The sequence below is a fragment of the Bacillus sp. FSL W8-0223 genome, assembly GCF_038006805.1.
Lineage (GTDB): Bacteria > Bacillota > Bacilli > Bacillales > DSM-4216 > Bacillus_O > Bacillus_O smithii.
In genome coordinates, this window is the sequence record NZ_JBBOVX010000001.1 from 1690292 (window position 1) to 1705615 (window position 15324).

At 39.4% G+C, this 15324-nt stretch carries 13 protein-coding genes and 1 pseudogene; all 14 read left to right on the forward strand.

Translation table 11 applies throughout. From position 1 onward, the window contains the following. Window positions 1–24 precede the first annotated feature (24 nt). The 14 genes and pseudogenes from NST81_RS08295 to NST81_RS08360 all read left to right on the forward strand — a co-directional run bounded on the left by NST81_RS08295 (window position 25) and on the right by NST81_RS08360 (window position 14699). Window positions 25–729 carry an HAD family hydrolase gene (locus tag NST81_RS08295; protein WP_341029351.1) on the forward strand — a complete coding sequence of 235 codons (705 nt, stop codon included), beginning with the start codon at window positions 25–27 and terminating at the stop codon, window positions 727–729. A gap of 39 nt (window positions 730–768) precedes the next feature. Next, entirely contained in the window at window positions 769–2328 is a 1560-nt protein-coding gene (locus NST81_RS08300) for an ABC transporter substrate-binding protein (protein WP_341029353.1), read from the forward strand. 36 nt (window positions 2329–2364) lie between these two features. Then, a complete protein-coding gene (locus tag NST81_RS08305; RefSeq protein ID WP_048623312.1) occupies window positions 2365–3306 on the forward strand; it encodes an ABC transporter permease in 942 nt (313 codons plus the stop codon). Window positions 3307–3316: 10 nt separating this feature from the next. After that, window positions 3317–4126, forward strand: a complete 810-nt coding sequence (locus tag NST81_RS08310) for an ABC transporter permease (protein WP_341029354.1) — start codon at window positions 3317–3319, stop codon at window positions 4124–4126. Between the two features lie 15 nt (window positions 4127–4141). Beyond that, window positions 4142–5161: an ABC transporter ATP-binding protein gene (locus NST81_RS08315; protein WP_341029355.1), complete on the forward strand. Its 1020-nt coding sequence runs from the start codon at window positions 4142–4144 to the stop codon at window positions 5159–5161. Beyond that, window positions 5139–6104 (forward strand): ABC transporter ATP-binding protein, encoded by a 966-nt coding sequence (locus tag NST81_RS08320; protein WP_341029356.1) that lies wholly within the window; start codon window positions 5139–5141, stop codon window positions 6102–6104. The genes NST81_RS08315 and NST81_RS08320 overlap by 23 nt, the downstream gene beginning before the upstream one ends. Window positions 6105–6469: 365 nt before the next feature. Beyond that, window positions 6470–7780: a homocysteine synthase gene (locus tag NST81_RS08325; protein WP_341029358.1), complete on the forward strand. Its 1311-nt coding sequence runs from the start codon at window positions 6470–6472 to the stop codon at window positions 7778–7780. A 331-nt stretch (window positions 7781–8111) separates the two neighbouring features. Then, window positions 8112–8954, forward strand: coding sequence for a MetQ/NlpA family ABC transporter substrate-binding protein (locus NST81_RS08330; RefSeq protein WP_341029360.1), 843 nt, complete (start codon window positions 8112–8114; stop codon window positions 8952–8954). Window positions 8955–8969: 15 nt separating this feature from the next. Continuing rightward, the gene (locus NST81_RS08335; protein ID WP_341029362.1) at window positions 8970–10001 is read left to right on the forward strand and encodes a methionine ABC transporter ATP-binding protein; all 1032 of its coding nucleotides are present in this window, start codon (window positions 8970–8972) and stop codon (window positions 9999–10001) included. Next, the gene (locus NST81_RS08340) at window positions 9991–10641 is read left to right on the forward strand and encodes a methionine ABC transporter permease (RefSeq protein ID WP_048623319.1); all 651 of its coding nucleotides are present in this window, start codon (window positions 9991–9993) and stop codon (window positions 10639–10641) included. The genes NST81_RS08335 and NST81_RS08340 overlap by 11 nt, the downstream gene beginning before the upstream one ends. A gap of 39 nt (window positions 10642–10680) precedes the next feature. Further along, window positions 10681–10857, forward strand: a complete 177-nt coding sequence (locus NST81_RS08345; protein WP_341029364.1) for a hypothetical protein — start codon at window positions 10681–10683, stop codon at window positions 10855–10857. 87 nt (window positions 10858–10944) lie between these two features. Next, on the forward strand, window positions 10945–12228 hold the full coding sequence (locus NST81_RS08350) for an IS110 family transposase (protein WP_048622726.1): 1284 nt from the start codon (window positions 10945–10947) through the stop codon (window positions 12226–12228). Between the two features lie 379 nt (window positions 12229–12607). Beyond that, window positions 12608–13306, forward strand: a pseudogene (locus NST81_RS08355) (MetQ/NlpA family ABC transporter substrate-binding protein); the annotation flags it as partial. Between the two features lie 31 nt (window positions 13307–13337). Then, the gene (locus NST81_RS08360; protein ID WP_328202950.1) at window positions 13338–14699 is read left to right on the forward strand and encodes an LLM class flavin-dependent oxidoreductase; all 1362 of its coding nucleotides are present in this window, start codon (window positions 13338–13340) and stop codon (window positions 14697–14699) included. Window positions 14700–15324: the final 625 nt, after the last annotated feature.

Below are 15324 nucleotides of genomic sequence, written 5' to 3' on the forward strand. Positions count from 1 at the left end.
ACGTTAAAAAGAAGGAAGGAACACATGGAAAAAAAGTTCGTTTGGTTTGATTTAGGCTATACCCTTTTTTATCAGCAACGAGAGGACGTTTATCAGCAATTTTTAGCGGAAAATGGAATTTATATTTCGTTGGAAAAAATCGAAAGGGCTTATCATCTGACAGATAAATATTTTATGAGAGAGTATCCTAGTGTTTTAGGAAAAGATGTTCAAACTTTCTATCCTTGGTATTTAGGTGTTTTGAATTTTAAGCTTGGCCTCCATTTTCATTTGAGCAGACAGAGCGAAAGAATGCTGGAGATGAAAAAGCCTATAGAGCAATGGCGTCCTTTCGCTTTTGTGAATTCGGTGTTAACTAAATTAAAAAGGCATTCTTACGGACTGGGAGTGATCAGCAACTGGGATCACAGTGCAAGAGAACTTTTGGAAAGACATCATTTAACTGCTTATTTTGATCATATAATTATTTCTTCAGAAGTTGGCGTTGAAAAGCCGGATGCAGCGATTTTTGAAATAGCTTTAAAAGACGCTGGCGTGTCCGGAGAAGAGTGCATATACGTCGGGGACAACTACTATGATGATGTGGTTGGCAGTTCGAAAGTAAGAATGAAAGCTTTGTTGATTAATCGGTTTAATCAGGAGGGAATAGAGGAAATTCGGTATCCTCACACGATTCGTTCTATAGAAGAAGTGCCAGATTTATTAAATAAAATGGATCTTCTTTTATAAATATAATTCCTCATTTTAACGTAAAGGGGAGTCATTTGGATGGCTTTAAGTATTAAAAGAAGAAAAAGGAAAAAAACCAATTTCATGAAAAGGCTATGGTTAAGCATTTCGATTGTTTTATTGCTATCCGCATGTGAAAGCCAAAAAGAGGTATCAATTGGCACTTCTTCCACAAAAGAAAAAGGGGATAAAGAAGTGGTCGTCGCAGTTCCTCAAGATCCCGATTATTTGGACCCATTTTTGGCTCAAGCCGCGGGAACAAGAGAAATAATGTTCAATGTTTTTGAAGGGCTGCTAAAGCCAAACAATAAAGGTGAGCTTATCCCGGCAATTGCGAAATCTTATAAAATTTCGCAGGATGGTTTAACTTATACATTTGTGCTGAGAGATGGAGTCAAATTTCATAACGGGCAAGAGGTGACTGCTGAGGATGTAAAGTATTCCTATGATCTTTTAGCGGGGATTGGTACAGGAAAACCATTGTACACTTCATTTAGCAATGTGGAATCTATTACGGCACCGGATAAGAAAACGGTCGTCATTAAACTGAAACAAAGGGAAGCCGCTTTCTTAACGGCAGTGACGGCTGCCGTTATTCCGAAAGGTTATAAGGACAGCAATAAAACTCCAATTGGGACAGGTCCTTTTAAGTTTGTGGAATACTTGCCAGGGCAGCGTCTTGTTCTGGAGAAAAACCCTAATTACTATGTGAAAGGTGTTCCTTATTTGGACAAGGTTGAGTTTCAGATTATTAAAGATGCCGAAGCCGCTTTCTTGGCTTTTAAATCAGGAGAAATTGATATTTATCCTCGAATCGGCAGTGAAAAATTAGATGAGTTAGGCAAAGGATACAAATATGTAAGCGCTCCGCAAAACTTAGTACAATTACTTGCATTTAACCATAAAAGAAAGCCATTCAATAACAAATTGGTCCGCCAGGCAATCAATTATGCTATTGATAAAGATGAAATTATTAAAGGAGTGGCTTTAGGAAAAGGAACAAAGATCGGTTCGAACATGAGCCCGATTATGGGCAAATATTATCAAGAAGACTTGGAAGACAAGTATGCGTTTAATATCAAAAAAGCGAAAAAGTTACTTGCAAAAGCGGGTTATCCGAATGGATTTGAAACAACGATAACGGTACCGTCCAATTATCAATTTCATGTGGATACAGCTCAAGTAATCGTGCGGTATCTCGAAAAAATCGGAATTAAAGCAAAAATTGAAACCGTCGAATGGGGAGTATGGCTTGATCGTGTTTATCAAGGCAGAGATTATGACATGACCATTATAGGGCTGGATGGAAAATTAGATCCATATGAAATCTTAAATAAATATTTATCAACATCCAAAAATAATTTCTTTAATTTTTCTAACACCCAGTTTGATCACGTGTTAGAACAGGCAAGAACGGCAATGGATGAAAATAAGCGGGTAGAACTCATTAAAAAGGCACAGACCATTTTGGCTGAAGAAGCAGCAGCCGTTTATATTATGGATCCGAACACAAATACGGCATTAAAAGACAATTTGGAAGGATATAAAACGTATCCGATTTATGTTCAAGATTTGTCAACGATTAAGGTGAAAGAATAAGAGGCAATGAATTAGGCAAAGGGACAAGGTGATTGTATGAATTTTGTAGTAAGGAGAATCATTACTTTTTTTCTGACACTGATTTTTGTCGTTTTCCTGTCTTTTTGCGCATTTCGAATTATTCCCGGGAATCCCGCTTTGGCGATTTTAGGAACGGAGGCTACCCCGGCGCAATTAGAAGCTCTAAATAAAAAACTCGGAACTGACAAACCTCTTATCGAACAATTTGGATCATGGATGACGGACATTTTTCATTTAGATTTTGGAGAATCGCTGCGATTTTCTGAACCCGTTTTAAATTTAATAATAAGCCGCTCCTCCGTTACGTTTTCTTTAGCCATCATTGCTTTAAGCATAATCATTGTTACAGCGATACCTTTAGGAATTTTGGCAGCGAAGAGCAAAGGGAAAACGATGGATTTTTTGATCTCGATCATTACACAAATCGGGCTTTCGGTTCCTTCGTTTTGGTCTGGCATTCTGCTTATATTGATTTTCGGATTTACATTGAATTGGTTTTCTGCAGGGGGATACGTTCCGTGGTCGAAAAATCCATTCCTGGCTTTTCGTTCTCTTTTCTTGCCGTCGCTGGCAGTAGCAATTCCGCAGATCGCCATCGTTGTACGATATTTACGAACTACGATGATTGAACAGCTGAACGAGGATTATGTCCGTACTGCATATAGTAAAGGCTTAAAAGAATCGACTATTTATTTTAAACATGTATTAAAAAATGCCCTTATCCCTGTCGTTACAGTAGTTGGAATGAATTTTGGCGAAATTCTTGCAGGAAGTTTAGTCATTGAACAGGTTTTTACACTTCCCGGGTTTGGAAGTTTGCTTGTTTCCGCCATCGGCAGCCGTGATTATCCGCTTATTCAAGGGATGGTCCTTATTATAGCGTTTCTTGTTGTTTTAGTTAACTTAATAGTGGATTTAACCTATCGTTGGTTAGATCCGAAAATAGAATTAAAATAGGGTGGTCCGCATGAATCTTTCGAAAAACAGCAATCTATGGATTGGAATGATTTTGGTTTCGGCAATGTTTTTACTCATGTTGGTAAGTTTCGTCTATTTGCCGCACAACGTGAATGAAATGAACATTGGGGATCGCCTTGCCAGTCCAAGCCTCAAGTATCTTTTAGGGACAGATAACTTTGGAAGGGATATTTTAAGCCGCGTAATGGAGGGTTCTCAAACAGCTTTTACAGTAGGTTTCTTCTCCGTTGCCATTGGCATCACCGGTGGATTGGTCATCGGGGCTGCTTCGGGTTATTTAGGAAAATGGGTGGATGAAATTTTGATGCGCCTGATGGATGCTTTATTGGCATTTCCAGGAATTATCATAGCACTCGTTCTCGTCTCTATTTTTAAGCCCGATTTAACGCAGACGATTATAGCGGTTGGTATTTTTTTTATTCCCGGGTTTGCCCGAATTATTCGCAGCGGCTTTTTGGCCTATAAAAAAACTGATTTTGTAACAGCGGCCAGACATTTAGGAGCGGGGCATCTTAGAATCATTGTTTATCATATTCTTCCAAATATTTTGTCGCCTATTATTGTAGCAGCCTCTTTAAATTTTTCAGCTGCTATTTTAATAGAAGCGGCACTCAGTTATTTGGGATTAGGTGTTCAACCTCCGGATCCAAGTTGGGGCAGAATGTTGAATGAATCGCAAAGTTACATTTATAAAGCACCATGGTATACACTTGCTCCCGGCATATTCATTACGTTGACGGTTCTTGGATTCAACTTGTTTGGAGATGGGATAAGGGACTGGATAGCGCGGAAGGACTAGAAAGGAGGGAAAGTAATGTTGAAAGAAAATCATGAGAAAGAAGAGCTGCTTAAAATAAGTGATCTTCATGTTTCGTTGAAAAATTCGAGAAGAAATCTGAAAGTCATTAATGGAGTCTCTTTAACAATCCACGTGGGTGAAACATTAGGGATTGTTGGTGAATCTGGGAGCGGAAAAAGCGCTCTTGCTCTTTCCATCGTAGATCTTCTGCCGAACTCCATGGTTTTATCAGAAGGTAGAATTACATACGGTTCCCAATCTCTTCATGAAAAAAAAAGAGACGAAATACGTCGCTTACGCGGAAAAGAGATTTCGATGATTTTTCAAGATCCAATGACCTCACTGAATCCTTCATTGACAGTGGGAGAACAGATAATGGAAATGTTTACGTTTCATTTAGGAATGAAGTGTAAGGAGGCAAAACAGCAAGCTGTTCATATCATGAAAAAAGTGGGCTTATCCCGGCCAGAAGATTTGCTGAAAGAGTATCCCCATCGACTTTCAGGAGGGATGAGGCAGAGGGTGATGATTGCCATTGCTTTAGCCTGCTATCCTAAATTGCTCATTGCTGATGAGCCAACAACTGCTTTAGATGTGACCATTCAAGCTCAAATCCTGCAATTGATGGAAGAAGTGAAGAAAGAAGGGACGGCTCTTCTGTTTATTTCTCATGATATGGGGGTTATAGCCGAAATTTGTGATCGTGTGGCGGTCATGTATGCCGGACAAATTGTTGAAGAAGGAACGGTTCAGCAAGTATTTGACTCTCCTCAGCATCCTTATACAATCGGGCTTTTAAATTCAATTCCCACGCCAAATAAGAAAAATAAACGTTTATATTCCATTCGTGGAACAGTTCCTGCTATTTCTGATAGGGGAGCAGGTTGCCCGTTTCATTCTCGGTGTGATCATGCAATGGATATTTGCTTTCATCATAATCCGGAATTTATTCAGACGAATGACCGGCAGTTGGTCCGTTGTTTTTTGGTTAAGAAGGAGGGAGGGAGTTTTCATGCCGGCACCCGATCTAGTTGAAATACTGAACTTGAAAAAACATTATCCAATTCATCGTTTTGGTATAAAGAAAAAGGTAATCCGAGTCGTGGACGGTGTATCTCTTTCAATAAAAAAAGGGGAAACACTTGGACTGGTAGGAGAAAGCGGGTGCGGTAAATCAACTACCGGACGAATGATCGCGCAACTTATTTCTTCAACAGAGGGAGAAATATTTTTTAAAGGAGAAAATATATCCAATTTCGTTGGAAAGAAATCAAAACAGCTGAGTAAAAAAATTCAGTATGTATTTCAAGATCCGTATACATCGCTAAACCCGAGGCATAAAATTGGTGCATTATTAAAAGAACCTTTAACCATCCACAACATTGGAAATAAACAAGATCGTCGTCAATCTGTTTTGGAAATGCTTGAACAAATAGGTCTTGATCCATCTTTTGAAAATAAGTACATCCATCAATTGAGCGGCGGTCAGCGTCAGCGTATTGCGATTGCTCGTGCGCTTATGCTGCGCCCTGAACTTCTTATTCTGGATGAACCTGTTTCTGCACTTGATGTTTCGGTTCAATCACAAATATTAAATTTGTTAAAAGACTTACAACAGCAATTTTCGTTGACGTATTTATTTATTTCGCATGATCTTAACGTTGTTCATTATATGAGTGATCGAGTAACCGTTATGTATTTAGGGAAAATTGTGGAGGCATCGGATGTTGATCATATTTACAAAGAACCACTTCATCCTTATACGCAAACCCTTGTTTCTTCTATACCTTCAGTTTTGAAAGAAGAAAAGCGAAAACGAATTTTTTTAGAAGGGGAGATTCCAAATCCTTCGTCCACTATAAAAGGTTGCTCTTTTCAAAGCCGTTGCCCATTGGCGTATGATAGATGCAAAGTTGAACAGCCAAAGCTAATCAATCTTGGTAATGAACGAATGGTTCGTTGTCATTTATATTCTTAAGAAGGTGTGTACAACATGACACTAACCATAACAGAAACCGATCGAGTCGCTTTTGTCATTCCGATAAAGAATTTCCCTCATTTTTTCGGGGCTGACTAGGGAGCTTCCGCTTTTTATCGCTAATAAAACTTGAAACGAATATATTTTTAGAAAATTTTAAAAATAAAATTGACATTTATGGATTTTGGGAGTAAATTTTATATAAAATTAAACCTATATATTTAGTTGGATAAGTAAAGTCTTTCATATTTTTCGTATTTGCCGATTAGTCAACTAAAGGCATCTTCTTCTTTCTAAGAAGCAAAGAAGATAGATGCCTTTTTTTGAAAATTTTTATCAAAATGAATTGGGAAGGGAGAATGATGATGTCAAACGAAAGAAAGCTCCAGCCTGAAACATTAGCTGTGCATGCAGGGCAAGTTCCAGATCCTACTACTTTATCTAGGGCAGTACCGATTTATCAAACAAGCTCGTTTGTATTTAATGACAGTCAACATGCTGCCGACTTGTTTGGCTTAAAAGAAGAAGGTTTTGTCTACACAAGAATTATTAATCCTACGACTGATGTATTTGAAAAACGAATTGCTGCTCTTGAAGGCGGTGTGGGAGCGCTTGCGCTTGCATCTGGGCAAGCATCTGTCTTTTATTCCATCTTAAATATTGCGTCTGTCGGAGATGAAATTGTTTCTTCATCAAGTCTTTATGGGGGAACGTATAATTTGTTTTCTCATACACTACCTAGCTTTGGAATTACCGTTAAATTTGTGGATCCTGCCGATCCGAAAAACTTTGAAAAAGCGATTACGAGCAAAACAAAAGCAGTGTTTGCCGAAACGATTGGCAATCCAAAAGGGGACGTATTGGATATCGAAGCCGTTGCGGAAATTGCCCATCATCATTCGATTCCGCTCATTGTAGATAACACCATCCCCAGCCCATACTTGCTTCGTCCAATTGACTTTGGGGCAGATATTGTTGTGCATTCTGCCACAAAATTTATCGGGGGGCATGGAAATGCAATCGGCGGCGTTATTGTCGACAGCGGAAAGTTTGACTGGAATAAGAGCGGAAAGTTCCCGGGCTTAACCGAACCGGATCCAAGCTACCACGGCCTAATCTACACAGAAGAAGCCGGAGAAGCGGCTTATATTACAAAAGCACGCGTAAAACTGCTTAGAGATCTTGGTGCGCCTTTGTCGCCATTCAACTCATTCCTATTTTTGCAAGGACTTGAAACTTTACATTTGCGTTTAGAACGCCATAGCCAAAATGCTTTGGAGGTAGCGAAGTTTTTAGAAAAAGAAGAAGCTGTTAAATCAGTAAGTTATCCTGGGTTGGAAAGCCATCCTTCTTATGAATTAGCGAAAAAGTATTTGCCAAAAGGGCAAGGTGCCGTCTTAACATTTGAAATTAAATGCGGCGTTGAAGCAGGGAAAAAATTGATTGATTCCGTTCAGCTATTTTCTCACTTAGCCAATATTGGTGATTCCAAATCTTTAATTATTCATCCGGCCAGCACAACGCATCAGCAATTAAGCAACGAGGAACAATTAGATACCGGCGTTACACCTGGACTTATTCGTTTATCTGTAGGTACAGAGGCAATTGACGATATTCTGTATGATCTAAAGCAAGCCATTAAAGCCAGTCAAGAAGTAACTTCCTTTGTGAAGTAAACTCTTTTTTATCGAATCCCCCTCTTAGTTTAATATATTTGTTTTGAACTCAATCAAATGACGATTGAGCTTTTTTTGATGCGACGAGCATATCAATCCAATAGTCTGCCATGTGCCAAACCCTAGAATGGGATTGTTTTATCTGCAAGAAAAAAGCCATTTAGATCAGTACTTCCAATGAATTAATAGATTTTTTCTATTAATTGTATAAATCTTTCTATCACCGGAAGTCTTGCCATTTCGCGATTTTTGGTGGTAGGATAAATCACAATAATAAAACCTATTATTTCTACCAATTAACTAAGAATAAACAAGGAGAAAGGTAGCGAAAATGAGAAAATTTTATTTATTGGTCTTATTCACGGTTTTATTTGCTATTTTAGTAGGTTGCGGCAAAAACGAAGCCCTTGTCAATGGAAAAGAATCAAAAGGTACAACTGAAAAGAAAACAGTAACATTAAAGATTGGAGCTTCATCGACACCACATGCGGAAATTCTTGAATTTATTAAACCAAAGCTAGAAAAAGAAGGTGTAAAGCTTGACATTAAAATCATTAACGATGGCATTCTGACAAATGAACAGACAGCTAATGGCGAGTTGGATGCAAACTATTTCCAGAATGCTCCATTTTTAAAACAGACAAACAAAGATAGCGGTTTAAATCTCGTGAAAGTTGTCGGTGTTCACATCGAGCCGTTTGGCGTTTATTCGAAAAAAATCAAATCGATTGACGAACTGCCAAAAGGGGCAAAGATAGCCATTCCAAAGGATCCTGTTAACTTCTCTCGCGCTTTGCAATTGTTTGCCGCCAACGGACTGATTGAATTAAATGAATCTTCAAATACAAACAAAAATTATACCGTGCAAGACATAAAGAAAAATGCGAAAAAACTTCAATTTATTCCAGTTGATGGTCCGCTTCTGGTGCGTTCACTGGACGATGTCGAGGCGGCCGCCATTAATACAAACTACGCTTTGGAGGCGGGGCTTAAACCAAAAAAAGATGCTCTGATCATAGAGGGAGATAAGTCCCCGTATGTCAACATTTTAGTAGCTCGTCCAGACAACAAGGATTCAGATGCGATTCAAAAACTTGCAAAAGCATTAACAAGTCCAGAAGTAAAGAAGTTTATTGAAGATAAATATGATGGAGCTGTTGTTCCGGCATTTTAAGGCAGGGGGAGTAAAGTGATTGAGTTTCGCAATATATCGAAAATTTTCAAAAATGAAAATCGAACGATCGAAGCGTTAAAAAATATCAATTTGACGATTAAGAAAGGGGACATTTTCGGCGTTATTGGCTTTAGTGGAGCGGGGAAAAGTACATTGATTCGAATGGTTAATTTGCTGGAAAAGCCCACCTCCGGACAAATTTTAGTCGATGGCCAAGATTTTTCGAAGTTATCAGAAAAAGAGTTGCGTCAAGCGAAAAAAAACATCGGAATGATTTTTCAGCAATTTAATTTATTGGGGTCCAAAACCGTTTTTGACAATGTCGCAATGCCTCTTAAGCTTAGTAAAACACCTAAATCAGTGATTGCAAAGCGCGTTCATGAATTATTAAATTTTGTCGGTCTTTCTGATAAGGCGAACAGCTATCCGAATCAGTTATCAGGCGGTCAAAAGCAGCGTGTAGGCATCGCTCGTGCATTGGCTACAAATCCATCGATTCTCCTTTGTGATGAACCGACTTCGGCACTGGACCCGCAAACAACGACGTCGATTTTGCAGCTTTTAAAACGAGTAAATCAGAAATACAACGTGACGATTTTGATTATTACACACGAAATGGAAGTGATTAAGCAAATATGTGATCGTGTTGCCGTGATGCAGGACGGCGAGATCATTGAAGAAGGCACGATTTTAGATATTTTTTCCAACCCAAAAACTGAGACGGCACGCAATTTTGTTCATTCGGTTTTAAGAGACGAGATACCACCTAGTATTTTTAATATGATTCAATCCAGCAATACATTTAGCAAAATTTACAATATCGAATTTGTTGGAGAAAGTTCCGGAAAGCCTATTTTATCGCAAGTGGCAAAATCGTTCGCAGTGGATGTGAACATTTTGTTTGGCAGTATCAATGAGCTACAGGGAGTTCCATTTGGCAATTTGATCGTTGAGTTGCAGGGCGAAAAAGAAGAAATTTCTCGAGCCTATGATTTTATCGTTCAGCAAAAAGTGATAGTGAATGAGGTGATTCGCAATGGAAGTTAGTCCGGAGTTAATTTTACAGGCATGCTGGGAGACGTTGTACATGGTCAGCGTGTCGCTCGTATTTGGAGCATTAATTGGTTTGCCTCTTGGGATTTTATTAGTCGTCACTCGAAAAGGTCATATTTTAGAGAATACGTTTATATTTTCCGTTTTAAATCCGATTGTCAATATTTTACGGTCGATTCCGTTCATTATTTTGCTCGTTGCGATCATTCCGTTTACGAGATTTTTGGTCGGTACGGCGATTGGGACAACGGCAGCCATAGTTCCGCTTGTCCTTCATATCGGACCGTACATGTCGCGGCTGATTGAAAATTCTCTCCTGGAAGTGGATAAAGGAATTATTGAAAGCGCACAAGCGATGGGCGCCGCTCCATTGCAAATTATTTTCCGCTTTCTGTTGCCGGAGGCGCTTCCTTCTATTGTTTTAAGCATCACAACAGCCACGATTGGCCTCATCGGTGCTACAGCGATGGCAGGAGCAGTGGGCGGAGGCGGTTTAGGTGACTTGGCGATTACCTATGGTTATCAGCGCTTCAGCACAATCACCATTGTGGTCACGGTTGTGATACTAGTTTTGCTTGTGCAGGTCATACAATCACTGGGGAATTTTATCGAGCGAAAAATGAGAAAGATGTAGTCAAGTCAGCATGTAAATGAGAGAGAAGGAGGAAAGATGGTGAAAAAAGCCTTTATATCGATTCTTGTTTTTATTTTGTTCCTTAGTTTGGGAGGGTGCGGAAAAACAACAGTAAGTGAAACGAAAGACAAAAAAATTAAGGTTGGTATTCGCAGTTCAGAATTACGTACGTGGGAATTCATAAAAAAGAAGCATTCCTGTAATGAGGAAATTTGAGGTTTGATAAAAAAAAGTCCCCTTGGTATAGTACAGGGTGTCAATGCGCGTTGACCCCGAATTTCAATAAACCAAGGAGGACTCAAAATGAATTATACACAAAATCAAAAAATCTCTCAAATTACACCATCAACTCTCATTGTAGGTATTGATGTAGCTAAAGAAAAGCACGTTGCCCGTTTTCAAGATGACCGAGGCTTAGAATTTGGCAAGAGATTGATCTTTGAAAATCGTATACACGGCTTTCAAACCTTATTAGATTGGGTTAATCATATTCAAAAAGAAAATCATAAGGACCACGTGATTTTTGGAATGGAGCCAACAGGTCATTATTGGCTAAATCTTGCTTACTTTCTTAAGGCAAAAGGATATGATGTAGTGCTAGTGAATCCCATGCACGTCAAAAAAAGTAAAGAGCTTGATGACAATTCGCCTACAAAAAACGATACAAAAGATGCTCGTGTCATTGCACAGTTAATGAAAGATGGGCGATACTCCGTACCGAACCTATTAGAGGGCGTATACGCTGAACTAAGGGAAGGCGTCAAATTACGAGATCAGCTCATCAAACAGCTTATGATCATTGAAGGGCGGATTGAAAACGTCATTCAGCGCTTTTTCCCAGAGTTTTTCGATGTGTTTGGAGATTGGAAAGGTAAAGCCGCCTTTTATACCTTGCGCATGTTTCCATTTCCCTCTCATATTCAAAAGTTGTCACCAGAAGAAGTGCTGCAAAAATGGAAACCGTATGTACAGCGTGGGGTTGGGCTGAAACGAGCAACCCGACTCGTAGAAGTAGCGAAAAAGAGCGTTGGGATTGAGACAGGAATCCAGTTCGCAAAAAGAGAATTGGATTGCCTATTGGATCAATATGAGCTTTACAAGAAACAGTTAGCACAACTAGATGAAGAACTAGAAGGTGTTGTTGAAAGCATACCAGGTGCGAAACAAATGACCAATATCCCGGGACTTAGTTACACTACCATTGCTTTGTTCTTTGCGGAAGTAGGAGATTTAACCAAGTACAATCATCCGCAACAATTAGTCAATCTGGCAGGGCTTTCTTTAAGAGAACACAGTTCAGGAAAGTATAAAGGGCAAACACGCATAACCAAAAGGGGTCGAAGACGTTTACGAAAAGCATTATACCTGGCCATTCGACCATTGGTTGCCCATAATCCTGTATTTAAAGCCTTGCATCATTACTATACCAATCGGCCAGACAGGCCGTTAAAAAAACAACAGTCTCTGATTGCCTTGTGTTGTAAATTATTACGTGTGTTATTTGCCATTGGTAAGAAACAGTGTGAGTTTGATGGATTAAAGCTATTAAAGGGATTACCTCAAATAAAAGCATTACAGGCTGCATAAAAGCTTTCAAACGACTTGTTATTCTGACAAACACCAATAGTGCAGAGTTGGAGTATATTTTCACCATTCGGGCATTAGACCCTGTAAAGGAGCATATCCAACCTCCACCTCATGGGTACGCAGGACGAAGGAATGTGTGGATCTTAAAATCCAGTGATACATGGGAGGGTGAGCGACCATGAGAAGTGTGGAGACTTCTTGCACGGTCATACATGATATTACAGATATTGTAAATCTGTATTATAGGATGCACCTTACCATGTAAATATATTGAATAAATACAAGTAATATCCACTCATTTGAGGTGAAGAAGCTATTATGTGTTAGCGAAATTTAAAGAAAACGTGAGAATTTTGAAGAAAATTAAAGTTTATAGAGGGAGGCGAAAAAGGAAGGGTTGGATCTTGAATTGGTTAATTTTAACGCTTCGGTTGACCCCAATCAGGCTCTAGCTGAAGGTGATATTGATGTCAATGCGTTTCAGCATATTGCCTATTTAACGAGCTTTAATGAAAAAAACGGTACAGATATTGTCCCGATCGGAACGACGATTATTGCACCGTTAGGTCTTTATTCAAAGAAATACAAATCTCTTGATGAGCTGCCCAAAAAGGCCAAAATCGCAGTGCCAAATGATGCATCGAACTGGGGGCGTGCCTTGTTATTATTGCAAGAAGCGAAGCTGATCAAAGTAGTGGACAATTTTGATGGAAATGGCGGAGTGGACAAAATCAAAGAAAATCCAAAAAACATTAAGATTATTCCCGTTGATGGGGCAAATACTCCGCGAGTCATGGATGACGTTGATGCATCTATTATTAACAACGGTGTAGCGGTAGAAGCAGGATTGTATTTGAAAGATGCGCTCATTCATGAAAGCAAAACGGCTAAGCCTTATATCAACGTGATTGCGGCGCGGAAAGAAGACGCCAACCGCCCTGAGTTAAAGAAACTAGTCAAAATTTATCAAACAGATGAAGTGGCGAATTTCATTAAGAAAACTTATAAAGGCAACTACATTCCAACGTTTATTTCGTTAAAGGAGTTAAAAACATTTAAAGACGCTTACAAAAACTAAAAGGAATTTCATAACTTTGGGGGAGATAAAATTGGCAAAGAAAAAGCAGATTAAATTGGCTGCTTATTTAATTGGAACGGGGATGCATATCGCATCATGGCGGCATCCGGATGCGAAACCGACAGCAAGCATAGACGTCCATCACTTTATCCAACTTGCCCAAACGGCAGAACGAGGTAAATTTGATATGGTGTTTTTCCCCGATAGCTTGGCGATTAATGAGGATTCCCATCCAAACATTTTAAATCGATTCGACCCCGTCGTTTTAATTACAGCGATTGCGACGGCAACATCCAAAATTGGTCTCGTCGCAACGGCTTCAACTTCTTACGGAGAACCGTATATTCTGGCACGGCAATTTGCTTCGGTCGATCATATTAGTAACGGACGTGTTGGCTGGAATGTTGTGACAACGGGAGACGCTACGGGTGCTACGGCGCTAAACTTCAGCAGAACGGAGCACTATCCACACGATGAACGTTATCGAAGAGCTGAAGAATTTATTGATGTTGTTCAAGGACTGTGGGATTCTTGGGAAGATGATGCTTTTGTCTTCGACAAGGAGAAGGGAGTGTTTTTTGATTCAGAGAAGCTCCATACGCTTGATTATAAAGGACAATATTTCTCCGTTCGCGGTCCATTGAACATTGCACGATCGACGCAAGGACATCCGGTTATTGTGCAAGCAGGATCTTCAGAACCGGGTCAGCGGTTAGCCGCAAGAACGGCGGAAGTTGTTTTCGCACAACGTAGTGATTTGGAGAAAGCAAAGGAATTATACAAAAACTTAAAATCCAAAATGTCAGACTATGGCCGTCATTCAGATGAACTTTCGATTTTAGTCGGCATTTCGCCCATTATTGGGGAGACGGAAGAATTGGCACAAAGAAAATTTGAGGAGCTGCAAAAGCTTGTTCATCCATACCAAGCCTTAAAATTCTTGTCAGGGTACATGGGAAATGTAGATTTTACAAAATATTCACTTGATACACCGGTAAAAGAAGTGAACCTTCCAGATGAAATAAATGGAATTCAGAGTCATTATGAAGAGATAAAACGAATTATTTACACAGAAGATTTAACAGTCGATCAGCTTTACTCTCGTCTTTTCATCGGTGCAGGCAGGTTTGACAGTTTTGTCGGTACTCCGGAAAAGGTCGCAGCTGAAATGGAAAAATGGGTTACGGAAGAGGCGGCGGACGGCTTTATTCTTCAGTCACCGTTGTACCCGAGAGATTTAGAAGATTTCGTAAATCATGTCGTACCCATTCTTCAAGAACGCGGTCTATTTCGACGTGAATATGAAGGAGATACGTTGCGCGATCATTTAGGGCTTCAGAAGCCAATCAATCGTTATACGCAAGCAAGACAATCCAAATTAGCTAACAAATAAAGAGGGAATTGCATCATAAAATAGAGAGAGTTCTATCCTTATATAAGGAACGAAAAAAAAGCAGTGCTTGTTAGTGGCCGGCCAATCAAATAGCTAAAAGAGCTCATATGGACGATAAAAATGAAGTACTCCCGTTTCAATACTTTGATTTGCTACGCCAAAGAAGGTAATTGAAGTTGACAAGAGAAAATTTTTTCTTATGTACACTGAATATCGCTAATCCAGGAAAACTTGCTTGAGGAGACGATTCGACTGCCCTTGGCGGTAGTTGGCATCTCCTCGTTTTTTCATTTGTACAGCGTTCGCCCTTGAAAGCAAGGAGCGTTTTCCAGACTTTCAAAACAGACGTGAAAAGGGGAAAATGCTGAATAGCTTTTTAACATAAGAGAGAACGGCAAGATTCTTTATCCCTCAACGACTAAAAGAGCTTCACATCGCAGCAATTGAACGAAATCCATGGTTAACAACTCGGAAGTGATGAATGGAAAAACAGGAAGTGAAAGATGACTTTTGATGCCAATGTATTATGCGATAGTTTGGTTATATAAGGATTCTTTGCAAATAATAAAGTTCAAATATAAACGAAAATCGGCAAATGGACTTCCAACGAATCATGAAAAGAGGC